The sequence below is a fragment of the Paenibacillus thiaminolyticus genome (genome assembly GCF_003591545.1).
GTDB lineage: Bacteria > Bacillota > Bacilli > Paenibacillales > Paenibacillaceae > Paenibacillus_B > Paenibacillus_B thiaminolyticus_A.
In genome coordinates this window covers 136225-158067 of record NZ_QYZD01000012.1, presented here as the reverse complement: position 1 = coordinate 158067, position 21843 = coordinate 136225, and the positions used below count along the sequence as shown (strand labels likewise).

The window sequence follows — 21843 nt, the reverse complement described above, 5'->3', positions numbered from 1 at the left end:
ACCATTCTTTCCGGGCATACACTCAAGGGGAATCCAGGCATAATCAGCGGCTACCGGAACAGCCGCACCTGTTTGAACTGCAGCACGCAGGTCGTCCCTTTCTCCGGCCGGCTGTAGTAGGATACCTTGCCGTTCATCGCCTTCATCAATCCGATGACGACCATCAGGCCCAAGCCGGTCCCCTTCTCCTTCGTCGTGTAGAACGGCATGCCGATGCGCTTGATCTGATTCTCGCTCATGCCGACCCCGGTATCCTTGATATGGATATGGACGCCTTCGTTATCGGACCATGTCGTCACGGTCAGTTCGCCGCCGCTTGGCATCGATTCGACGGCGTTCTTCATAATGTTCAACAGACATTGCTGCAGCTTCTTCGACTCCCCCGACACGTAGCGCGGACATTTGGTCAGATGCTGGGTGTTCACCTTCACCTCGGACAAGGCGCACAGCGGCGCGATCATGGCGACGACATCATCCACTTCCTTTTGAACGTGAAGCGGCCGCGCCAGCTCGACGACAGGCTTGGCATAGTTCAGATAATCGGTGATGATTGCATTTGCCTGCTCGATTCCCGCTACGGCATGGCGGTGATAGTTCTCGAATTGCTCGGGGGTGAGATTCTCCTTCGTCATCAGTTGGAGAAAGCCTTGGGATGTGGTGAGGGGGTTGCGAATCTCATGGGAGATGGAAGCGGCCAGTTGGCCCACGACCTGGTACTTCTCGGCACGGAACAGCTCCTCCCGCATTTTTTCCTGGTTTTTGACATGATGATAAATATAGCTGACGTACATCGCCGACAAATACGTGCCGACGACGGCCACTCCCGCATCGATGCCGGTCAGGTGCTGCCACTGGGTGAAGCACAGCAAATACCCGAGCAAATAGGTCGTCGTCAACGTAACGGCCAACAGGCAAATCTGCCAATAGGTGCTCTGAAGCATATGCCGGTAATGGAAAAAAAGGCCCATAACGAGCAGCAGCGTCGAGCCGACAGCGGTCGCCAGCACATTCTCGCCCAGCAGCAGTACGGTGATCACATTGAAGGCAAGCCAGGTGACGATCCCGGGCAAAAAACCTTCGAACAGCGCCGCCAGCGTCAGCGAGATCGGCGTCAGATGAATGCCGTACACGAACGGATGTATCTTTTCATAGCGAATATAGAAATACGTAAGCACCAGAAGGATGCCGATAAACAGCATCTTTCTCCGGTAATTGGCGAACATGAACTGCGGCGTGATCAGCAAAAACATCAGACAGGCGGACATAATATACAGCAGTCCCTTGAATTCCTGGGATAGTATCGAATCGATCACAGTTAACCGTTCCTTTCCGAACGTATTAGCCATTCGCCGTACACGCGAAAGCGACTTAACCGATTATTTTCCCGTTCCAGGGCAAGCCTTTGTGGAAGCGGGCTCGATCGTTGGAACGCCAAGCCGACAGAATCGGGTAGTCATACATGTCCCATATTTTGCAGGGGGGCGCATCGGAGCCGGCGCGCTCCAAAACGCAGTTGACGGCCCGGCGGGCGGCTTCGTTCGCGCTTTCCATCGTAGCCAGATCCGTATTCGTCCGGACATAGTCGGAGGCCAGGAACAAATTCGGAATCGCCGTGTAGGCGTTCGGCCGCAGATTCCAGGTGTTCACGTGGTTCACGAGCAGCGGCTCTGCATTGGTCGCCCGCCCTTCTTCAAATTGAATGTCTTCATCCAGATTCCACTCCACGAGCATATTGTCGGACAGCACGATCTTGTCCTGATTCAGACTGCGCTTGATCTGTTCCCACACCTCGGCCTTGATCTCCTCCCGCGTGCATTCCATCGCCGGCTTCCCGTACAGGATGCCCGGGACCTTCCAATCGGACACATCGATCGAGATAATCCCCCGCACCTGACCGTTTCCATAATCGCTTAACCTGAATTCGGGCCAGAACTGGGCCTGCGAGACCGAGGTCAGCGCCCAAGGGCTGTCCATGTAGATGACATGGCCGTGAATGATCGGAACATCTTCCTTGAGATAGAATTGGACACCGTTCATCCATTCCACATGCGTGGCCAGCTCGATTAATCCGCCCAGAAGCGGATCGCCGGCAAGCAGCCCTTCATTCAGCAGTCCGGCCATCACTTCCACCGGCAGCGCGGCAATGTAATAATCCGCGCTCACCCGTCTGGACTGGCCGTTCTCGGTGACCGTGACTCCCTGGATCCTGCTGTCTTCGCAGTGAATATGCTCCACCTGGGCGCCGAAGCGGTAATCGACGCCCCCCTGACGCAAATAGTCCAGCCACGGGGTAATCCATACATCATTCGTCGGCCCGTTCAAGAGCCGATCGGCACTGCCTCCCGGCAGCACCATGTCCAGCATAACCGTCGCTCCGACTGTGCCGACGGTGCAAGCGTTTACTTCTCTGGATCTCGCTGCGACCAGAATGCGCGTCAAGCCGGTAAAGATGTGCCGGAATTCCGGGGACTGCTTCTCCGCCTGCAGGAAATCCCACCAGGAGACACGTTGATAATCGAGCAATCTGCGCTCGTCACAGCTGGTCAACACCTTCCATAGCGCAGACACATAGTGGTCGATATCATGCTCGCTGAGTCTGAGATTGTTCCTGAAGAGAGATTTGAGTAAAGTTCTCCATCCGCTGATGGAATGGGGGAATTCGGTCAGAAAAGGCTGCATTGGCCGGTCGAAAAACGCAAGTCCCAGATTCGTTCCTTCGATGAGGTTATCATAGACGCTGCGGCGCCCCCCCTGATAAGGGATGCGCTTCATCGTGTCCGTGACATGCTTGTAGAACTTGGGGAAGAAGCGGAATCCGTGTTCAGCCGGCAAATCCCGGCGTCCCTCTGTTCCCGTTCCCGGCACGGGCATGCTGCGCGCCTTCCCTCCGGGAATGCGACGCGACTCCAATACCGTAACGTGAAATCCGCGCTCCATCAGCTCCTGCGCGGCACTCATGCCGGCGATCCCGCCGCCCAGCACGACAACTGAAGGATGTACTGATGCTACCATCTCGGCGCCTGCACTCCTGTTCTCTATGAAGTTTAGGAAAAACAACTAATATCATCTTACTATAGAAAGCTTATTTTTCAACATATTTCCACATTCTCATGCAAAAAAATAGCGTGCAACGCCTTGCACGCCATCCGGCCGCCATAGATAAAAGATGGAATTGCCGGCAACTTCTTAGGATTCCCATATGGTATAATTTTTTGTAAAACGCATGATCGAAAGGAGGCCATTCGGTGAGCGCAAAGAAAGTAGTACTGGAGACGGCGAATGGACTTTTTTTATTCAAGCAGGAGGTCAATCTGTTATAAATTTATATATTCCACAAATGGATCGATGACCTATCAAACGAATAGGAACCTGATTTCTCTTAATGAGCAGCAATTTCTATTGTTGAATCCACATGATGAACATAAACAATTAGCTTTGGAGAACACCAAGTTTCTAATTGAAATAGAACCATCTTTTTTAAACCGGGCAGCCAGAGCGATATCGTCTCTTCACTTTGATGTTCAATTTGCTTTCTGTACACAAAGCCACCCTTCGTTGACGAAATGGGTTCAATTTGTGTTGGACTATGTGCAGCTTGAAGAAGACGAAAATTCAGAATCCATGGGACTTTTTTTAGAACATAGTTTTAGTCAATACACAATCACACGATATCCACTTGCAGGCTTATAAAACGATTCATCCACAACTCTATAAAACGATTCAGGCCATGAAAGAAAATTTTCAGCACCCATGGACGTTAGATGAAATGGCGGATCTTTCATACTTCAGTAAATTTCAATTTGCTCCCTATTTTAAGGAAATTGTCGGGATATCTCCATACTCATGGCTACAAATTTATCGAGTCATTCGCAGCCAAGACATGCTGATAAACACAAATATAACCGTATTAAAGATCGGCTAACAATATTCTTTTTTTGTTCACCCAATCCGCAATCACGCCTCCAATTAAGCCGAAAAAAAGATACGGCAAAACTTGTGAAAAGGCAACACCCGTCGTATAAATACTTGATTCCGTCATCTCATAGGCTAAAAATAAGAATGCCAGCCCCGAAATCACATTGCCTAAATTAGAAGCCCCTGCTCCCAGCAAGTAAAGTAGAACATTCCTGTTATTCTTTATAACTTTTACGCGCCGGGAGGAAGACCGCGATCCCGCCCAGCTTGGATAGCGCCAAGCCTTCACCTTGTTGGAGGCGCAGCCGGTCAGTCCCCTCCAGATTAAGCGCTGATGTGTGACTCACAGGTCTCCGTTCCGGGTAATTCAGAGTAAAATGTGTCACTTGATGCTGCAGCTTCGACATTTTTTTTGGAGAAAGGCAAGAAAATTGAAGAAACATGTAACTTTTTCGGGTTATCCACGTTATAAACTAGTAGTAAAGGAGGTTATCGGTTCTATGCAAGCTACTCTTCGTACATTGGGCATGATTATGTTAATAGGAGCTCTGGTGGCGTCGATCAGCCTTCCGGCATCGGCCGCCAAGGAGGAAGACCAGTCTCGGGCCGTGAAGCTCACGCGCGATCCTGTCAGCGTTCTGGTCGTCGATAAGGACGGCGAACCGATAACAGAGAACGGACTTCTTATCGATAGCAAGACCTATGTGCCCATCATAGACATCAGTGAAGCGTTCCAGTTCAAGGTCCGGTGGGAAGCCATCAGCCACACCGTGTATATCGATGGTCCCGAGGATGACATCGCCTGGAACTCACTTACCAATAAGATGAAAGTCAACGGCAAGGATACGAAGCTGACCACGCTTCCTAAAGTAATCAAAGGCAAGACCTATGTGCCGATTCAGCTGCTGCACGACGTATTTCTGTTCGACTTCACCTGGGAAGGCAAGTCGAGAACCGTTACGCTCTGGCTTGATCCGCAGACTTATAATACCGAATAATTACATATGCCGTGCCGTCACACTGAACGGCGGACGCTGAACGGGACCGGGCTCACCGGTCCCGTTTTTTGGCATGCGCTTCGCCTGACATGAACCGAAATCCCCCCCCTTCTGCCTCGGCACTTGGCGAGAGAACCGCGGCCCCATGACTTTCATCATGAAAATTTATCACAAATGGGAATAAAGAGAGACGAGTTGGCATGTTTATAGAATGATAGGGTATACACCGATGGCCGCAACGCTTCCGCTTCATCGTCTTGCCGCCGGCCTGGTGGACCACTTCATACCAAGAGAGGGGTACGCTATGCGAATGAGACGTAAATCTATGCTGGCCGTGTTGACACTATTACTCGCTGTAAGCGCTTTTATGAGTGCTTGCGGAAGCAGCGGGCAAGGCACCGACTCTTCCTCGCCTCCGGCGACGAACAACGAAAAGCCCGCAGAGCCGGCACCTGGCGGCGGCAAAACCGAAGCGCCGAAGGAGCAAGTCTTCCGCTTCAATCTGCATTCGAACCCGCCGACGCTCGATCCCGGACTGTCGCAGGACACGGTGGCGCACGCCGTGCTCAACGGACTGTTCGAAGGGTTAACACGGAGCAGCAAGAACGGAGAAGCCGTCCCGGGCACCGCCGAGAAGTGGGAAATATCCCCGGACGGTACCAAGTACACTTTCCATTTGCGGAAGGACGCGAAATGGTCGAACGGAGATCCCGTGACTGCGGAAGACTTCGAGTTTGCCTGGAAGCGGGTGCTTGATCCGAAGACCGAGCCGGCGCCGCCGTACGCCTACCAGCTGTACTATATCAAGGGCGCGGAAGCATACAACGCCGGACAGAGCGCCGACCCGAGCTCTGTTGGCATCAAGGCTGTCGATGCCAATACGCTCGAGGTCGACTTGGAGCACTCCACTCCGTACTTTTTAAGTCTTCTTTCATTCCAGACCTATTTGCCGGTTCATTCCTCTGTCAAAGACAATCCGAAATGGGCATCTGAGGCGAGCACCATTGTGTCGAACGGCCCGTTCAAAATCAGCGAATGGAAGCAGCAAAGCTCGCTGGAGATGGTGAAAAATGAACATTACTACGATAAGGACGATATCAAATTCACCAAGGTGCAGATGTCCATAGTCGCTGATTCGGGCTCGGAGCTGAACATGTACGAGACCGACCAGATTGATTATGCCGGCATGCCGACCGGACGCGTTCCGAATGAACAAATTCCGTTCCTGAAGGAAACGAAGCCGGACGAACTGGGGATCAAGGGCATCGCCTCCACCTACTACTACTTGTTCAATAACCAACAAGAGCCGTTCAACAACGTCAACATCCGCAAAGCGCTGTCAATGGCGATCGACCGCCAGTTGATTGTCGATAAGGTGACTCTCGGCGGAGAGCTGCCCGCGTTTGGCATCGTACCTCCCGGTATCACCGGCTTGAAGGACGAATTCCGCAACGAGCACAAGGACGATTATTTCACAGAAAATATTGAGGAAGCGAAGGCGTTGCTGCAAAAGGGACTCAGCGAGCTGGGATTGTCCTCCATGCCTGAATTTACGCTCGCTTACAATACCGATGAGAACCACAAAAAGGTGGCCGAGGCGGTCGCTGACATGTGGAGCAAAAATCTCGGCGTCAAAGTGAAAATCGAGAATCAGGAATGGGGCGTCTTCCTGAAGAACCGCACCGCGCTCAACTATCAGATGGCCCGGTCCGGATGGTCGACCGACTACAACGATCCGATGTCCTTTATCGATCTCTACATGACCGGAAGCGGCAACAACGACATTGGTTACAGCAATCCGGAATTCGACAAGCTCGTCCGGGAGGCGAAGCAATCATTGGATAACAAGGAACGGATGGAATTGATGGCGAAGGCGGAGCGCATGATGATCGAGCAGGATCAGGCCATTCTTCCGCTGTACTACTACACGAGCGTCGGGTTAAAGAAGCCGTACCTCAAAAACGTGTTTATCGACTATCAAGGAATGATCAACTACAGCCGGGGTTATTTCGAATAACGGCGCCGCTCGCGCTCACCCGGTATGAAGTCCGTCCGGGATGCACTTGGCCAATTGCCGGTGCGTCCCGCTTCTTCATATCCCGTGCGGAATGAATGAACCTGACAAGGAGGAGGATGCATCCATGACTCGGTACTCCCTGACCAAGCTGTTCTATCTCATCCTATCGCTGTGGGTGCTGGCATCCGTCACATTTTTGCTCATGAAGGCCATTCCCGGCGATCCATTTATGTCGGAAAAAGCGGTTCCTCCGGAAATTCGCGCCCGTCTGATGGCCCAATACGGACTGGATAAACCGCTGTATGAGCAATATTTCGTATACTTGTCCAACTTGGCGAAAGGCGATCTGGGGATTTCGATGAAAATGCAGGACCGCGAAGTCGTCCAAACGATCCGCGATGCCTTCCCCTACTCCCTGAAGCTTGGCGTTGTCTCGATTATCGTCTCCGTCGTCCTCGGCGTCAGCCTGGGCATGATAGCGGCGCTGCGGCATCGCAAGCTGCTCGACTCCGCCTCGATGGTCATCGCCATTCTGGGCGTATCGGTCCCCAGCTTCGTGCTGGCCTCCTTCTTCCAATATATTTTCGGCGTGAAGCTGAAATGGCTGCACGTCGTCGGCCTGAACACTCCGCTTGACTACATCATGCCGACCCTGGCGCTCTCCGCCCTGCCTATCGCCTTCATTGCGCGCCTGACGCGCTCGAACATGCTGGAAGTCTTGACGGCCGATTATATTAAGACCGCCAAGGCCAAAGGCTTGTCCCGCGGCGCCATCATCCGCCGGCATGTGCTGCGCAACGGCATTCTGCCCGTCGTCACCTATCTCGGACCGCTCACAGCCAACGTCGTGACGGGCTCCTTTATCATTGAACAAATTTTCGGAATCGGGGGACTCGGCAAAATATTCGTCACGAGCATCAGCAACCGCGACTACTCGCTCATTATGGGCATTACCCTATTCTACGGACTTATTCTGATGTGCGCCCGCTTCATCACCGACATCGCGTACGGATTGATCGATCCCCGCATCACTCTTGCCACGAGAAAGGAGAAGGCCGCATGATCACGTTCCATTCCTCCTCTGCCGATGAACGACCTCTCGCCCCGGAAGACTTCCGGAAGGCGGACGTCAGCGAACATGCGGCGGAAGCGATCGAACAGGAGAGCATATCCGCATGGCGCGACGCCTGGCTGCGCCTGCGCAGCAACCGGGTTGCCATGACGGGCCTTGTCTTCTTGCTGCTCATCATCCTCATGGCCATCATCGGTCCTGTGCTTACGCCTTACGATTACTATTCCAATAATCTGGAGAAGACGAACCTGCCGCCTTCCGCCGAGCATTGGTTCGGCACGGACGATCTCGGCCGCGACATGTTCGCCCGCACGTGGATGGGGGCCCGCATCTCTCTTACCGTCGGCTTCTCCGCCGCGGCTATCAATCTCGTCATCGGCGTCATCTACGGCGGCATTATGGGATATATCGGCGGCCGGCTCGACGAGGTGATGAACAAAATTTCCGAAATCATTTATTCCATCCCGGATCTGCTGGTTGCGATTCTGCTCGTTGTCGTCTTCGAACCGAGCCTGAGCACCATTATTTTGGCGCTGTGCGTGACCGGTTGGATCAATATGTCCTGGATTGTACGCGGGCAGATGATGCAGCTCAAAAACCAGGAATATGCCCTCGCCTCCCGTTCCTTGGGCTCATCGGGCATGCGCATTCTATTCCGGCACCTCCTGCCGAACGCCATGGGCCCGATTATCGTCACCTTGACCTTGGCGGTGCCGGCAGCGATCTTCAGCGAAGCGGTACTGAGCTTCCTCGGGCTGGGCGTGCAATCTCCGGCCGCATCATGGGGGACGATGATTAATGACGCGCTCAAGGCCATGATCATTCATCCTTGGCGCCTTGCCTTCCCTGCGCTGTTCATCAGCTTGATGATGCTGTGCTTCAATCTGTTCGGCGACGGGCTGCGCGATGCGCTCGATCCGAAGATGAAAAAATAAGGACAAGGAGGGTTCGCCCATGCAGCGCTTGTTAGAAGTCCAAGATCTCCATGTCTCCTTCCATGTCCGCGGCGGCGAGGTGCAAGCCGTGCGCGGCATCGGATTCCATGTCCAGCCCGGCGAGGCCGTCGCCATCGTCGGCGAATCCGGCTGCGGCAAGAGCGTGACCGCCCAAGCGATCATGCGTCTTCTGCCGCATCCCCCCGCCCGCATTCATCAAGGGGTAATCCGGTTCCAGGGGAAAGATCTGCTCCGCGTGAAGGAGCGGGAAATGCAATCCATCCGGGGCAAAGATATCGGGATGATCTTCCAGGATCCGATGACATCGCTCAATCCGACGATGACGATCGGACGCCAGATTACCGAAGTGCTGACGAAGCATCAGCGCATGGCACCGCAGGCTGCCAAGCGGCGGGCCATAGAGATGCTGGAGATGGTCGGCATCCCCCACCCGGCTACGCGCTTCTCCCAATATCCGCATGAGTTCTCCGGCGGCATGAGGCAGCGGGCCATGATCGCCATTGCCTTGGCCTGCCGCCCGGCGCTGCTCATCGCAGACGAGCCGACGACGGCGCTCGACGTAACGATTCAGGCCCAGATTCTGCGCGTGCTCAAGCAGCTCCAGCGCGACTTCGGGACATCGATCATTCTGATCACGCATGATCTTGGCATCGTGGCGGATCTGTGCGATCGCGTCATCGTCATGTATGCGGGACAGATCGTCGAGACCGGCACGAAGCGGGACATATTCAAGCAGCCGCGGCATCCGTATACCCGAGGGCTGCTTCGTTCCCTGCCGCGGATCGATCAGAGCAAGGAGGAGCCGCTCGTGCCGATTTACGGCACTCCGCCCGATCTCGCCAAGCCGCCGGACGGTTGCCCGTTCTGGGCCCGCTGCAACGACGCGATGCGCGTCTGCCAGGAACGGCAGCCAGAAGCGACCGCCATCAGCGGAACCCACAGCGCGAGCTGCTGGCTGCTGCATCCGCTTGCACGGGAGGTGGCCAGATGAGCACTGAGCCATTGCTCCGGATCAACCGGCTGAGCAAGCATTTCCACCTTGGGCGAGGCCAGACGCTGAAGGCCGTCCATAATATCAGCTTCACCGTTCGCAGAGGAGAGGCGCTCGGAATGGTAGGCGAATCGGGGTGCGGCAAATCGACGGCGGGACGGACGATCCTCCGCTTGTACGAGCCGACGGGCGGGGAAGCCTGGTACGGGGGGACGAATATATACCGGCTGAAGCCGCGGCAGCTGAAGGCGTTCCGCCGCGAGATGCAGATGATCTTCCAGGACCCGTACGCATCGCTGAATCCGCGCATGACCATCATGGACATTATCGGGGAGGCGCTGGATATTCACCGGCTGGCCGACAGCCGTTCGGCCCGCAGGAAGCGGGTCGAGGAGCTGCTTCACCTGGTCGGGCTCAATCCGGATCATGCCACCCGATATCCACATGAGTTCTCGGGTGGCCAGCGCCAGCGCATCGGAATCGCCCGCGCGCTGGCGGTCGATCCGAAGTTCATCATTTGCGACGAGCCGATCTCGGCGCTGGACGTATCGATACAGGCCCAGGTCGTCAATCTGCTGCAGGATCTGCAGAAGCGTCTCGGCCTGACTTATCTGTTCATCGCGCATGATCTGTCCATGATCAAGCATATCAGCGATCGGGTGGCCGTCATGTACTTGGGCCAGATCGTGGAGCTGGCCGACAGCGGGACGCTGTACGCCGAGCCGCTTCACCCGTATACGCGTGCGCTCATGTCCGCCATTCCCGTCCCCGATCCCGACATCGAGGCCGGCAAGGAGCGGATCGTGCTGAGCGACGAGCTGCCGAGTCCGCTGCATCCGCCGAGCGGCTGCTCCTTCCGGACGCGATGCCCATATGCTAACGGGACCTGCGCCGAGCGGAAGCCTGACTTCCAGGAAGCGAAACCGGGACATTTTGTCGCCTGTCATCAGGCCTAAGCCGAGCGCGAGCCGCCGCAGGAGACAGAGCAGAAGATACAAGTAGAAGAAATTAATAGAAGACACGGATACGACACAAGTTACGACAGAAGATGCGATAGAAGATACACGGATACGACACAAGATACAGCAGAAGATGCGACAGGAGGCCGAACGCGTTCCGTTCAGCCTCCCCTGCTGCGCGATCCGCATCATCCCGTTCCGGCTTGCGAAGCCGTCTGCTCCGCCCTGCCCATCATCGGCTGATACGCTTCGTTCCGCGCTGCGTCCAGCGGACAAGCCAATGATCGGCATCTTCGTCGAACCAGACCTCCTCCCCGCCCGCCACGTTCATGCTTGGAACAAATAAGAAGTCAACTGCAACAGATCGCTGCAGATGAACCGGGTATGGGGGAAGCTGCCCAGCTTGTTCTTCCGGTTCAGCCAGACTGTATCGATTCCGACATTCGTTGCGCCCCCCACATCGCCGCTCAAGGAATCTCCGATATGCAGCACCTCTTCCCGCTTTACGCCGAACTGCTCTAGAGCGCAGCGGAACATCTCCGGCCGCGGCTTGTAGGCGCGGACATCCTCGCTCGTAACGACCCCGTCCACCTGTAAAGCATGCAAGCGCAGAGCCGCCTCAATATCGGCCCGGTCCGTATTCGACAAAATATAGACCGGATAGGCTTGACGCGCCTGTTCCACGAACCGTCTCGCATCCTCGTACAGGTTCGGCTGCTCCCAGTTAGCGTATTGCAGCGCCAGCAGATCGTCCGGCCGGCTGAACGAATCGAAATAAATCAGCGTCTCGGCCAGGCATTCCCACGCAAGCTGGCGCTGGCTCTGGTAAGCGCTGCCGTAGCTCTCGAGAAGCAGCCTGGACAAGCTCTGCCACCAGTAAGTGCCAATCTCCTGCAGGCTGCATGCCCGGCGGGAATTCACCTGGATATTGCGGAACACAATCTGCAAAATGTTCTCATCTTCCCATGCCAACGTTCCATAGAAGTTAATAAATAGGGCCTTGTACTTCGCCAGGAACGTCCCATCCCCTTATCCGTATGACTTCCGGCCGATATTCCGTATGAATGCGCCTCGCCTGTACCTCCCGCATGTTCCGGGCCGGGCTGCCTGCGCTGCAGAATCCCGTCGAGAAGTGTCGAGAATACCTTCAGTATAACAAACCTGTTTTGCAAGAAGAGAGTCATTTCCTGAAAAAGGGACTTGGGGCCTCCCGGATAGGCTGACTGAACTAGGAATGCGGGGCGGATCTTCATTCAGATCCTTCCGCCTCACCGTGAAGATGAGCAGGAGCGGCAAGCAAGCGGCATGACAAATAATGATTTTGCGAAACAAAAGGCGGAAGCGGAACCTCGATTCTAGTAATCGCGCATATGGTAGAGAGGGAAGAGGCAAGCAACAGCCAGTTCAACCGCGATCATTATCCGGGCTGAGCCGGCCGGTTCATTTTGAAGTAGAGGAGGTGCAAGGATGCATATTGCGGTATGCGGATATTACGGAATGGGGAACTTCGGCGACGATGTATACTTGCGGACGCTGCAGAAGCGGTTGGACGGACATGCCGTCTACCCCTGGCTGCCGCAGATGAGCCCAGATGATACCGATGCCGTCATCATCGGCGGCGGGGATCTGATTACGCCGTATTCCTTCAACCCTTATTACTTCCCGGCGGCGCTGCGCCATCATTCGACCTGGGTGTACAGCGTCGGCATTGTCGGCGCGTCCGGAAGAATCCTGGCCGGAGGATCAGGTCAATCGGTACCGGGAACGGATACGGCGGGCCCAAAAGGCTATATTCCGCGATGCCCATTCGCTCGCTATCGCTTCCCGGGCCGAATTTCATCCGTATCCGACGATGCGCCGGACATCGCTTTCGGCTATCAAGCCCCCGCTTCCCCGTGAAGCGGTTCTCCGACAGGCGCACGATCGGCATCGTCATATTCGCCTATTCCTCCTTCCCTTTCGAAGCGATGCTCCGTCTCTTCCTCCGGTTGTCGAGCCAAGGCTACCATCTCGCCCTCACCCCGGTCATCAATCATCCGACCAACCGCTTCTCCGAGTTCGGCATGTGCAATCGGCTGTATCAAGCCATGAAGGCACGCGATCCCCGCGCCTCCGTCGAATCGCTGCCGCTGCTCATGGAGCTGGATGTCACCTACAGCATCATCCAGTCCATCGATATGCTGATCTCCTATAAGCTGCATCCGTCGCTCGCCGCGCTCCGCGCCGGGAAGCCCGTATTCGCCTTCAGCATGATGAACAAGGTCCGCAGTCTGCTTAGGCAGTGCGGCATGGAGGAATATGTCTGCTCCTATCAGGAGCCGGAGGAAGTCTATTGGCCGCGAAATCGAGGACTTCCTCGAATATGGCCAGACCAAGGCGCAGGCGGCGCTGCCCCGCATTCGCCAGTACGAACCCGAGAGCGTTCGCCAGCTTCACCGGCTGAAGACGGATATAGAGCAGCAATGCCGGCAGCATCGCCGGTGCTGATGGCTGTCTGAACATGATGATCATGGGAGAGGAGGAAGCAAAGATGTGGTTATGGTTCGGGTGCGGCCGGCTTGACAGAAAGGTTCGCCATCTGGAGGAAAAAATAGAGGAATTGGCTCGCGGAGTAGACGAAGCGGCTTCGGGCGTCGTGCCTAATCAAGAATTAAGACGGTTCCTGGAGTTCAAGGTGGGGAGAGAGAGCGTGGTCTACACCCCAAGCGCTGAAGTACGGGGCGTGCTCCTCTGCGTAGGCTCCGGCGTGCTGCAGCTAAGGGAGACTGCCGGCGCCCGCGCGATCATTCCGTTTTCCAAAGTGACGTATATCCAATAATCGGCAAGAAGAGAGGAGATTTCGCAATGAACTTTCGCCAGCTGCTGCGGGGGTATATCGGGACGGTGGTCGAGATCATTACCGCTCATGGCTTGACGACGGGCAGATTGCAATCCGTCGGCAGTTCCACCCTCACCATCAAAGTTCCGCCAATTCTGGACGGGCCTTCCGGGCAACTCGCCGCGATTCCGCTGCAAGCGATCGAATTCGTCCGCATTCCTGCAGACGGATGATGGCGCTGGGGCGTACGGAAGGGAACGTACGCCCCGGCACTGCCGGTAATCGTTCGGCCATTCCCCCCAGCCCAGCGGTTGCCCGGCCCCCGGGTGCGGAGCCAAGCCGTTGCTTAACGATGTCCTTGCACGGGACGCTCCAGTGCGTACAGATCGTCTTCCAGAGCGGCCATCCGCTCGAGAAGCAGCTTCCTTGCATCCTGAACCGCCTGATTATACAGATGCGGGCCTAATTCCTTGATCATAAAATCAATGAGCTGCTCCGCTCCGATATCACCAAGCTCCTCCGCGCGTTCTTCCGCAAAGTACTGCTTCACCTGCTCCATAATATATTCCTTCCGTTCTCTGGGCAGCTTAATCGGATTCATACCGTTCCTCCTTCGTTGCTTACGTTGAACTACAATCAAAGTCATAGGGAGCGCATCAGCACTCCGGCGGATAGACCGAGTGCTGTCCGATTCGGCTCTCCTTCTCATGAATAGACAAGTCCAGCCATCGAATTGTCCTGTGCAGCGCACGGATGACCAGAATACAGATGTAGACCCCAAGGACGAACACTATCGTATAAATAAGAAGCGGGATAAATCCGAAAAATGAAATGATATCCATCGAACCTGCCTCCCTCTGCCATGATTCGCACTGCACCTACCCCGCCAGCCACAGCCGGCAAGCTGCTCCACAACCCTATCCGTTCGGGTAAGGACGCAGCAGCAGCTTCAGCTGGCGGAAATCATCCATCCCGTTGCGCACGGCAGGCAGCTCTGTTATATGTTCCATCAAATGATGCGCTTCCTCGGACGCCAGCCGGTATTGTTCCTCCGAAATGCGCCCCAAGCGCAGCGCCTCGTCTAATTCCACTTCATCCAGCAAAAAACTCTTCCCTGACGGCAGCAGGACGACGTCCAGGTACAGATCGTCATAATACGGAATTCCGCGCTCATCCAATACGGGAGGCTCGCAGACATCCACATACCACTGGACCACTTCTTCCTTGTCGTTCAGCATCGTCGTCACGGAATAACGCTTCCCTTGCGGGAAATGCTGCATCCAATAGTAGCCGGTATCCGCCAGCACGAGCTTCCGTCCGTCCATTTTTTTGATAAGCGGCGCACGCACGGCATGGAAATGGAGCAGCGTCACATAGCCTGAAAAATCTTCGGTTTCCTGATGCATGATAGCAAAATCACGCGATTCGATCCGTTTCCAGTCACTGCGGTCAGCATTTTTTCGTTTCATGAAGTCAACCTTTCTTCTCTCCAAATACACGATCTCCGTAAATCTCTTCCATTATACCGTTAATCAGCCGGAAAATCTGCAAAAGAACATCGCTCCCGATGTCCTATCTTGGCGTATGAATATCAGAGCAGCATGCTCACCACGACACCTCAATAAATGAGGCGTCATCCGTCAGCGCCCCGCCCTGAAGCTGATCCAGCATCCGCTGCAGCTCCGCATCCGATGGCGTTCCGCTGCAACCGTCCAGCTCGCGCAACCCATCCGTATAACAGAGCAGCCGGTACATCCCGGAGCGGGGCAGCTCCATCGTGAACAGATGCGGCGCACCGCCGACCGGGCCGGTTAACGTAGACCAACGCTCGCCGATGCGTGTTTTGTCCTGGAACGGCGCCTTCACTTCCGTGCCGTTCACCCACAGTCGCAGACGGCAATCTCCCTGCCACGCGAGCCACAGCTTGCTCTTGCGAAGCACGCTGCAGCTGGCGCGTTCGATGCGGCCGCAGATGAACATCGATTCGCTGCCGCGGCGCCGCTTCTCTTCGAGTACTTCCCTCAGCAGCCGCGGCGTGCCATGAGGTATCGGCAGACCTTCTACCGCCTTCGTCGCCGGGCCGGTCAGTCCTCCGATATAGGCATGAAAGGCCTGCTCGCTTGGCGGCGCTCCCAGGTCTGCCAGCCAGCCGAGCAGCCGCTCGCCGAGGAACCGGGCAGCGAAGTCGCCCTGATAGCTCATGCTTACCCCGTCGCACAGCACGAAGCTGCAGCCTTGGCCCTGCAAATGCAGTCCGAGGAAGTCCTGCCCGTTCTCGCGCTGCTGGACCGTCTCCTCCGCCCGTGCATAGCCGTACCTGCACCGGTACGGGTGGTCAATGATCGTTACGGGATGCTCCATATGCTGGGAGCACAGGATTCGCTGTACCGCCGTATCATGTCGGGACGACTTTTTTCGGCCAATTCGCATGCGCAATCTCCCCATCTCTACCGAACCGGCGTCGCCGCCGACATCTGGAACCCGATGGACACGAGCTCCGCGCAGCTTCCGGGGAGCATCATGCGCGCGCCGGGAGCGAGCTGATAATCCGCCTCGACCAGCATCTCCCGGTAACTCTCCGGCAAGATGGAGGACATGTTGCGCAGCTTCTCGGCATGCTCATCCTTGAATTGCGTGTCCGCCATAATCCCTTTCCAGCGGCGCGGCTCCGCGATCGGCGACCCCATAATATGATCGGATATGAAAATATTCTCCACCAGCACATTGCCGTCCGGCACGCTCATTTGCATAATCCGCTTCGCGATCGGCTCCGGGTCCTCCCCGGTCGCGACCCCATCGGTCATATGGCACACAAGCGGAGCCGGGCAGTCCTGCATATTCGGAAGCTCCGCCTCAAGGATCCGTTCCGCCTGCCGGAACGCCTTGGCCGAATCGGAGAACCGGACCGGCGTCAGATCTGGCAGCGAGCCAAGACTGGCGATCTCGTCGATGCCCTTGATGCCGTTCAGCAGATCGTATACATCGTCACTGTAGGCCAGTATAGCCAGGCGGTACCTGGGCATCAGCCGATTCCCCTTGGTGGACCGGAACACCATCTGCCGAATTGCCAAGGATAGCGCTTCGTATACAATGTCTATCCGGCGCTTCCCGTCCATCAGCATATTCATCGAAGCGCTGATGTCAATGAGATAAATAATGAGCGCCGGCGTCCGTTGGGAAGCTTGAATGGTATAATTCATCCGCTTCGGTGTCACCTCAGTTCTGTCATGCTTTCCGGATTAAATGATTAAATATCGGGAAGCTCATGCTCCCGATCTTTCAAATATTTATAAATATGTCCCGCCCGGGCGGACATGTCAGGCTTCTTATTGAAGTAATCGGGATCCTTCTCATAGCGCTTGGCGAATTCCAGCGCACTCTCGCGGGCGTTGTCATGGTTATCCCGCTTGGCGGAATTGTAGGCCTTGTTATAGGAGGCCACGAGCAGGACCGCATCCCGCTCCCGAATCCGCTTCAGTTCTTCCTCCTGCTCCTTCCGCTTGCGGGCCTCTTCCTCCTGCTTGCGCTTCTGCGCCTCGGCCTGCTGCTGCTTCCACTGGAGGTACTTCTCGTATTTCGCTTGCTTGTCATACTTCTCCTGAAGCTTCTTCCGCTCTTCTTCCTTCTTCTTCTGTTCGGCCCGCTTCTGCTCAGCCAGCTTCTGCTGCTCCAGCTTCTTCCGCTCCTGCTCCTTCTTCGCTTCTTCCTCCCGCTGGGCCGCCAGCCGCGCCTCTTCTTCCTGCTTGCGGCGGGCTTCCTCCTCCGCCTGCTTCTGGGCCAGCTCCGCCTCTTCCCGCTGCTTCGCGGCCAACGCCTCCTGCTGCTCCTTCGCCTTCAGCGCATCGGCTTGCAGCATATTATACACAAGCGGACTCGCTCCCAGCAGCAGCAGCACGACGATGCCGGCCGCGAGCAGCGCGGTAGTTCTGCGGCGCCTCCACGGGAGCTTCCCGGACGGAGCCTTCTCCGCGCGCAGCCGTTCCTGCAAGCCTGCGATAGCGGCCGCCAGTTCAACCTCCATCGGGCTTCCGGCAGAGACGAAATGATGCGCCGAACGGTATACATCAAGCGCGCTCTGCCATTGCCCCTTCTTCTCGAGCTCCCTGGCCTGGTTGAACAGACGATCCACCACGCTCGGATCGGAAGGGTCTGCCGCGCCGGAAGCGGCAGACGGCGTAACCGGGTCTTGCCCGGCCGGTTCGGACTCCAGCCTGCCCTCCGGCGTCCCGCCAGCAGGCTCAGGCTGGGGCTGCACCGTGATCGGCTCGTCAGCGGACACGCCAGACAAAATAATGAGCCATTCGCCGAAGGTCGGGCAGCTGCTCAAGTCCTGGCTCTCCCATGCCCGGACGAACAGCTCGGCAATCTTCGTCCCCCAGCGCTCCTCCAGCGAGCGCTTCATCAATCCGTACCGCTCGCAGGCGGTCTGCATTTCATGCTGATCGAAATAACTTTCGCCCCATGCGCGCCCGATGACTCTGTCATCGGACCAGCCGAGCATCTCGGCTAGAATCACCGCTCCGGCGAACCGATCCGCATACGCGCTCCATAATCCGCTTTGAACGGTGCGGTGGGCCGCATACCCCGGCGAACCGGCGAGAAGCACGTCCGGCCGATCCAGCTTCGGACTGTACATCTGCTCCACGTCGACGAGCTCGATCTTGGATCCGTTGCGATGCTTGTTAACTTCCGAAAAAAACGGAAGCAATACGTTCGGCGCAGACAAATCGCAGTGAGCCAATCCTTTTTGCTCCATCCCCGAGCAGATCTGCGCAAGGGATGTTGCCAGCTCGAGGCTTTCCCGACGGGTAAGAGCCCGCTGGGCTGCGATAATATCCAACCAGGTAGGGCCATGTACCCATGGCATCAGCACCGCATATAACAGGTCGGTATGCGCCTGGATGATTCCTCCGTTTTTTTCAGGAGTCAAGATGTGCCGCTTGCATACGCTAAGCCCGGGCAAGGCGCTGTACGCATCCAGTTGATCCGACTGGTAGACCATGGCCGGTATGCGGTATTTTGGAAAGAACACCTTGAGCGCCTTCATCTCCTGCACGTCGCCGTCATGCGGGATCAATTGGTATACGATTCCTTGCCTTCCGGCCTGCGCGTAAGCCAGACCGGGAGCAGCCGGGTGCTCTCCAATGAGATAATCGGCTCCATACAGCCGGATCGAATCTCCCGGATTCGGCTGAAATGACATTCCCCATCCCCCCGTGGTGATTCAGGTTACCTAATGCGGCATACTGCAAGAAAACCGGGAGTCGCTACAACGCCCGGTTTTCTTATCAGGTTCATGCGCAGCGGCAGCACAGCCCTGCATTCAGATATTAGCGCTGTTGGTCGATTGTGCGGAACTTGTTCGCAATCGCGCGCAGTTCTTCGCTGATGCCGTTCACCGTCTGAACGAAAGCCTGCATCTGTCTGCTCGCTTCCTGGAACTCCTGGAAAAAGCGTTGTTTCGTCATCCCTTCCCATTGTCCTTCCATGCCTTGAATCGCTTGCGTCAGGCCGGAGACCACCTGTTGGCTTTGCTCTCCACCCTGCTTGAATTGATTCGCGACCTGGTCCACTTGTTCAGGTGTAATTAAAATACGGCCTGCCATTATTAACTTCCTCCTTTGGAAATGGATAGGATAAATGCTAGGTCAATTGTACATGAAATCCATTCCTACTCGGTAAGAGGCCCTGGTCCTAATTTCCATATAACCTTTTACTTAGCTATTGAAACTTCTTGAAGAACTTTTTGAAAGGCTTCTTCTTCATAGTTCGAAAAACCTACATGGGCGACAACGTCGATATCCTCATGATTGAATAAAAAGGAAAAGTTCTCATCTATGTATCCTTCCGGATAGACGACGCCCAAATAATCAAACAGGCGATTTGTCTTGATTTGAAGCTGCTTGCGGCCATATATCATCAATTTCTTACTTCCGTCGCGCAGCAATACGACCGAGCCCAGCGGAAGTAACGTCTTTTCATGTGTAGGACGGAGTTGTTCTGCTTGATTCTTCAAATCGCACCCTTCCCTTCTCTGTTCAATTACGCCTCTGACCGTTAAGATCCAGTCCAGGGGAACCATTTTCCAAGCCCCCGGACGTGTCCGAGACGGAATCGGCGATGCGCTTCGCTGTCTTCGTCGTTCCGCTCTTGACCGCCTTTACTCCATCAGCCACCGTGTCCGAGACGGATTGCACTTTCGTTGAGAGCGACTTCGTCCCTTCCGTCACCGAGTCGGATACGCCGTCCACGGCGCTGTCTACCGCGTCCACCGCGCAGGTTTTCAATGACTTGCCGTTAACCGTGACTTCCGAAGCCATGGACATGACGGCACCCGCGGCCAATCCGACGCCGGCCCCGACGATGGTCCCTCCTACCGGAACGACGGAGCCGACATATGCGCCGACCGCAGCACTGGCCGCCATCGTGCCCAAGCCGAGCGAGCCGTTCACGACGCCGCTTGCCACCGCGCGGCTGGCTCCCCCTGCTTCATAATCCGTCATCACAGCCGTTCCCGTGTCGTAGGCGAGGCCGGCATATCCCAGCTTCGCGCTCCATCCATTGAGCGAGAAGGCTTCCTTCATCGCGATGCTCGGGTCGACGAACTTCCATACATTGCGGTGATCGGACCCGTTCGAAGCGGCATACCGTGTGCCGCGAATCCCTTCCGACAGCGCGTACTCGGAGCGGGCCCCGCTAATGGTGACGTAACCGTCTCCCCGCACATTGACGTTGAATTTGTCACGGTGCATGCGCAGCATATCATAGCCGCCCTTGCCGAAGCCATATAACTGGGCCTCCGTCGGCTTCCAGCTTAGTCCGATGCTGGGTCCCCCACCGTTCATCGCGCGAACGGCTGAATTCGGATTCGAGATCGTCCCGAGCCCCGGTGCGACTCCGGGAAGGATAAGAGACGTCCCCCCCATCATAATGCCGCTGAATATGGCCGTTGCCGATCCGATCTTTGCCCCAGGCGGCAAAATGCTGTTCGTCTGCTGATCAGCCGTCTGGAATTGCTCCGCTTTCGTACTGATTTGCTTGCCTAGCTCGAACAACAACTCGTGAATCTGGGAAGACAGACGCGATGCCTGCTGCCATTCTTCCATGACGGATGTCCTTATCGAAGACTCCAACGTCAACGTATGCAGCGCCTGACTAAGAGACGATTGAATAGTTTGTATTTGTTCCGCCGCAATTTGAAGCTGACGGCCCAAATCACGGAGCGCATCCGGATATACGAGAATACGCATCGTTGTCACCTTCCCTCATCTTTTGCGAGCTGCCGGTTCCACTGCACGAACATTTGGGCAAATTGCTCCTTTGTCGTCGGCGTGGCCGTCAACCAATCTTCGTCACCTTTAGAGCTTTTGCGGATCAGCCAGTTGCATGAATCGCCAATGATGAACGCCAGCCCCTGAACGTCCCAGTCCTGCTCATTCCAGACCAGGAATAGGAATTCTCCTTCCGCAACCTTATTTTTCATCGAGCAGGCTAGGGCGAGTGCCCCTTCTTCCTCTCCGTCGAACGTCATCAATTGGCATGTCATTTGCTCGACCGTCAACTGGTGCGCCTGCTCATACAGCTTGTGAAAATGCCTTTTGGACAAGATCACCGAGGTCATCTCCGTCTCCGGCTGGTCGGCCCAGCGCATCCTCTCGATAAGCTCACGGCATGCCTCTTCTACCGATCCGATCTCATAGAGCGTATACCGATTCGGATCTTCATTGCACCGCACGCGCTGGATGACCATCTCATCCGTCATGTGGAGGTACCCTTCGAACGCTTCGCTCGCATGGGAGTACCTGACCCAGCATGATCGCTTGGCCAGCCCGGTAACGGCAACGCTCGAAAACACATGCGGGGGCATGGACAGCTCCACCCCGTTCGGCTCTTCCATCAAATATCCCTTTTTCAGCAGAGCTGACTTGGCCCGGTCCCATTCTTCCGCAATCTCGTCCGTCAAATATCCGCGAAACGGATCTTCGATGCCCAATAAACGGTCAGAACCGATAATACCGGTCAGAAAGTACAACTCCTTCGCATCCAGCGTAATGCTATCTCTCAACTTGTTCTCTTCTTTGTCAACGTCATCTGTCGTCATCAATTCATGCACCCCC

Annotated in this window: 28 protein-coding genes; 13 read left to right on the top strand and 15 right to left on the bottom strand. The window is 55.8% G+C overall.

Annotated features, from left to right (window positions below):
- Positions 1-50 precede the first annotated feature (50 nt).
- Together DQX05_RS15065 and DQX05_RS15060 are read right to left on the bottom strand one after the other, a co-directional pair.
- Positions 51-1313, bottom strand: coding sequence for a sensor histidine kinase (locus DQX05_RS15065; protein WP_182914765.1), 1263 nt, complete (start codon positions 1311-1313; stop codon positions 51-53).
- A 55-nt stretch (positions 1314-1368) separates the two neighbouring features.
- Positions 1369-3012, bottom strand: a complete 1644-nt coding sequence (locus DQX05_RS15060) for a hydroxysqualene dehydroxylase (RefSeq protein ID WP_119794383.1) — start codon at positions 3010-3012, stop codon at positions 1369-1371.
- Positions 3013-3279: 267 nt separating this feature from the next.
- On the opposite strand from DQX05_RS15060, the gene DQX05_RS33180 reads away from it, so the two are divergent.
- Positions 3280-3690, top strand: a complete 411-nt coding sequence (locus DQX05_RS33180; RefSeq protein WP_119794382.1) for an AraC family ligand binding domain-containing protein — start codon at positions 3280-3282, stop codon at positions 3688-3690.
- 37 nt (positions 3691-3727) lie between these two features.
- On the top strand, positions 3728-3922 hold the full coding sequence (locus tag DQX05_RS33175; RefSeq protein WP_397335502.1) for an AraC family transcriptional regulator: 195 nt from the start codon (positions 3728-3730) through the stop codon (positions 3920-3922).
- Here DQX05_RS33175 and DQX05_RS15045 read toward each other — a convergent pair.
- Together DQX05_RS15045 and DQX05_RS32135 are read right to left on the bottom strand one after the other, a co-directional pair.
- Entirely contained in the window at positions 3908-4111 is a 204-nt protein-coding gene (locus DQX05_RS15045) for an MFS transporter (RefSeq protein ID WP_259392009.1), read from the bottom strand. The two genes, DQX05_RS33175 and DQX05_RS15045, sit on opposite strands and share 15 nt — an antisense overlap.
- Positions 4112-4130: 19 nt before the next feature.
- The gene (locus DQX05_RS32135; RefSeq protein WP_259392008.1) at positions 4131-4262 is read right to left on the bottom strand and encodes a hypothetical protein; all 132 of its coding nucleotides are present in this window, start codon (positions 4260-4262) and stop codon (positions 4131-4133) included.
- A 153-nt stretch (positions 4263-4415) separates the two neighbouring features.
- On the opposite strand from DQX05_RS32135, the gene DQX05_RS15040 reads away from it, so the two are divergent.
- From DQX05_RS15040 to DQX05_RS30325, 7 genes are all read left to right on the top strand, one after another.
- Positions 4416-4913, top strand: a complete 498-nt coding sequence (locus DQX05_RS15040; protein WP_119794380.1) for a stalk domain-containing protein — start codon at positions 4416-4418, stop codon at positions 4911-4913.
- Between the two features lie 310 nt (positions 4914-5223).
- Positions 5224-6930: a peptide ABC transporter substrate-binding protein gene (locus DQX05_RS15035; protein ID WP_182914763.1), complete on the top strand. Its 1707-nt coding sequence runs from the start codon at positions 5224-5226 to the stop codon at positions 6928-6930.
- Positions 6931-7054: 124 nt separating this feature from the next.
- Positions 7055-7993 carry an ABC transporter permease gene (locus DQX05_RS15030; protein ID WP_119794378.1) on the top strand — a complete coding sequence of 313 codons (939 nt, stop codon included), beginning with the start codon at positions 7055-7057 and terminating at the stop codon, positions 7991-7993.
- Positions 7990-8937: an ABC transporter permease gene (locus DQX05_RS15025; protein WP_119794377.1), complete on the top strand. Its 948-nt coding sequence runs from the start codon at positions 7990-7992 to the stop codon at positions 8935-8937. The genes DQX05_RS15030 and DQX05_RS15025 overlap by 4 nt, the downstream gene beginning before the upstream one ends.
- A 19-nt stretch (positions 8938-8956) precedes the next feature.
- On the top strand, positions 8957-9949 hold the full coding sequence (locus DQX05_RS15020) for an ABC transporter ATP-binding protein (RefSeq protein ID WP_119794376.1): 993 nt from the start codon (positions 8957-8959) through the stop codon (positions 9947-9949).
- A complete protein-coding gene (locus DQX05_RS15015) occupies positions 9946-10905 on the top strand; it encodes an ABC transporter ATP-binding protein (RefSeq protein WP_119794375.1) in 960 nt (319 codons plus the stop codon). Before DQX05_RS15020 ends, DQX05_RS15015 begins: the two co-directional genes overlap by 4 nt.
- Before the next feature lie 136 nt (positions 10906-11041).
- Positions 11042-11254 (top strand): hypothetical protein, encoded by a 213-nt coding sequence (locus DQX05_RS30325; protein ID WP_147385191.1) that lies wholly within the window; start codon positions 11042-11044, stop codon positions 11252-11254.
- On the opposite strand, the gene DQX05_RS15010 is transcribed toward DQX05_RS30325, so the two are convergent.
- Positions 11236-11847, bottom strand: a complete 612-nt coding sequence (locus DQX05_RS15010) for an HAD family hydrolase (protein WP_259392012.1) — start codon at positions 11845-11847, stop codon at positions 11236-11238. The two genes, DQX05_RS30325 and DQX05_RS15010, sit on opposite strands and share 19 nt — an antisense overlap.
- 528 nt (positions 11848-12375) lie before the next feature.
- Between DQX05_RS15010 and DQX05_RS15005 the strand changes: the two genes are divergently transcribed.
- From DQX05_RS15005 to DQX05_RS14990, 4 genes are read left to right on the top strand one after another with little or no spacing between them, the layout of a single operon-like run.
- Positions 12376-12807, top strand: coding sequence for a hypothetical protein (locus tag DQX05_RS15005; protein ID WP_119794373.1), 432 nt, complete (start codon positions 12376-12378; stop codon positions 12805-12807).
- Positions 12804-13406 carry a hypothetical protein gene (locus DQX05_RS15000; protein ID WP_119794372.1) on the top strand — a complete coding sequence of 201 codons (603 nt, stop codon included), beginning with the start codon at positions 12804-12806 and terminating at the stop codon, positions 13404-13406. Before DQX05_RS15005 ends, DQX05_RS15000 begins: the two co-directional genes overlap by 4 nt.
- Positions 13407-13438: 32 nt before the next feature.
- Positions 13439-13726 (top strand): hypothetical protein, encoded by a 288-nt coding sequence (locus DQX05_RS14995; protein ID WP_119794371.1) that lies wholly within the window; start codon positions 13439-13441, stop codon positions 13724-13726.
- Between the two features lie 26 nt (positions 13727-13752).
- Positions 13753-13959: a hypothetical protein gene (locus DQX05_RS14990; protein ID WP_119794370.1), complete on the top strand. Its 207-nt coding sequence runs from the start codon at positions 13753-13755 to the stop codon at positions 13957-13959.
- 113 nt (positions 13960-14072) lie between these two features.
- On the opposite strand, the gene DQX05_RS14985 is transcribed toward DQX05_RS14990, so the two are convergent.
- From DQX05_RS14985 to DQX05_RS14940, 10 genes are all read right to left on the bottom strand, one after another.
- Positions 14073-14327 carry a DUF2164 domain-containing protein gene (locus DQX05_RS14985; protein WP_119794369.1) on the bottom strand — a complete coding sequence of 85 codons (255 nt, stop codon included), beginning with the start codon at positions 14325-14327 and terminating at the stop codon, positions 14073-14075.
- 55 nt (positions 14328-14382) lie between these two features.
- Positions 14383-14568: a hypothetical protein gene (locus DQX05_RS14980; RefSeq protein WP_119794368.1), complete on the bottom strand. Its 186-nt coding sequence runs from the start codon at positions 14566-14568 to the stop codon at positions 14383-14385.
- A gap of 75 nt (positions 14569-14643) precedes the next feature.
- Entirely contained in the window at positions 14644-15195 is a 552-nt protein-coding gene (locus DQX05_RS14975) for a ribonuclease FAU-1 family protein (RefSeq protein ID WP_119794399.1), read from the bottom strand.
- 136 nt (positions 15196-15331) lie between these two features.
- Positions 15332-16156: a hypothetical protein gene (locus DQX05_RS14970; RefSeq protein WP_119794367.1), complete on the bottom strand. Its 825-nt coding sequence runs from the start codon at positions 16154-16156 to the stop codon at positions 15332-15334.
- Positions 16157-16173: 17 nt separating this feature from the next.
- The gene (locus DQX05_RS14965; protein ID WP_119794366.1) at positions 16174-16926 is read right to left on the bottom strand and encodes a vWA domain-containing protein; all 753 of its coding nucleotides are present in this window, start codon (positions 16924-16926) and stop codon (positions 16174-16176) included.
- Between the two features lie 47 nt (positions 16927-16973).
- A complete protein-coding gene (locus tag DQX05_RS14960; RefSeq protein ID WP_119794365.1) occupies positions 16974-18929 on the bottom strand; it encodes a hypothetical protein in 1956 nt (651 codons plus the stop codon).
- 127 nt (positions 18930-19056) lie between these two features.
- Positions 19057-19332 (bottom strand): WXG100 family type VII secretion target, encoded by a 276-nt coding sequence (locus DQX05_RS14955; RefSeq protein ID WP_119794364.1) that lies wholly within the window; start codon positions 19330-19332, stop codon positions 19057-19059.
- A gap of 107 nt (positions 19333-19439) precedes the next feature.
- On the bottom strand, positions 19440-19742 hold the full coding sequence (locus DQX05_RS14950) for a DUF4176 domain-containing protein (RefSeq protein ID WP_119794363.1): 303 nt from the start codon (positions 19740-19742) through the stop codon (positions 19440-19442).
- A 22-nt stretch (positions 19743-19764) separates the two neighbouring features.
- On the bottom strand, positions 19765-20976 hold the full coding sequence (locus tag DQX05_RS14945) for a WXG100 family type VII secretion target (RefSeq protein WP_119794362.1): 1212 nt from the start codon (positions 20974-20976) through the stop codon (positions 19765-19767).
- A gap of 5 nt (positions 20977-20981) precedes the next feature.
- Positions 20982-21827, bottom strand: coding sequence for a hypothetical protein (locus DQX05_RS14940; protein WP_119794361.1), 846 nt, complete (start codon positions 21825-21827; stop codon positions 20982-20984).
- Between the last annotated feature and the right edge of the window lie 16 nt (positions 21828-21843).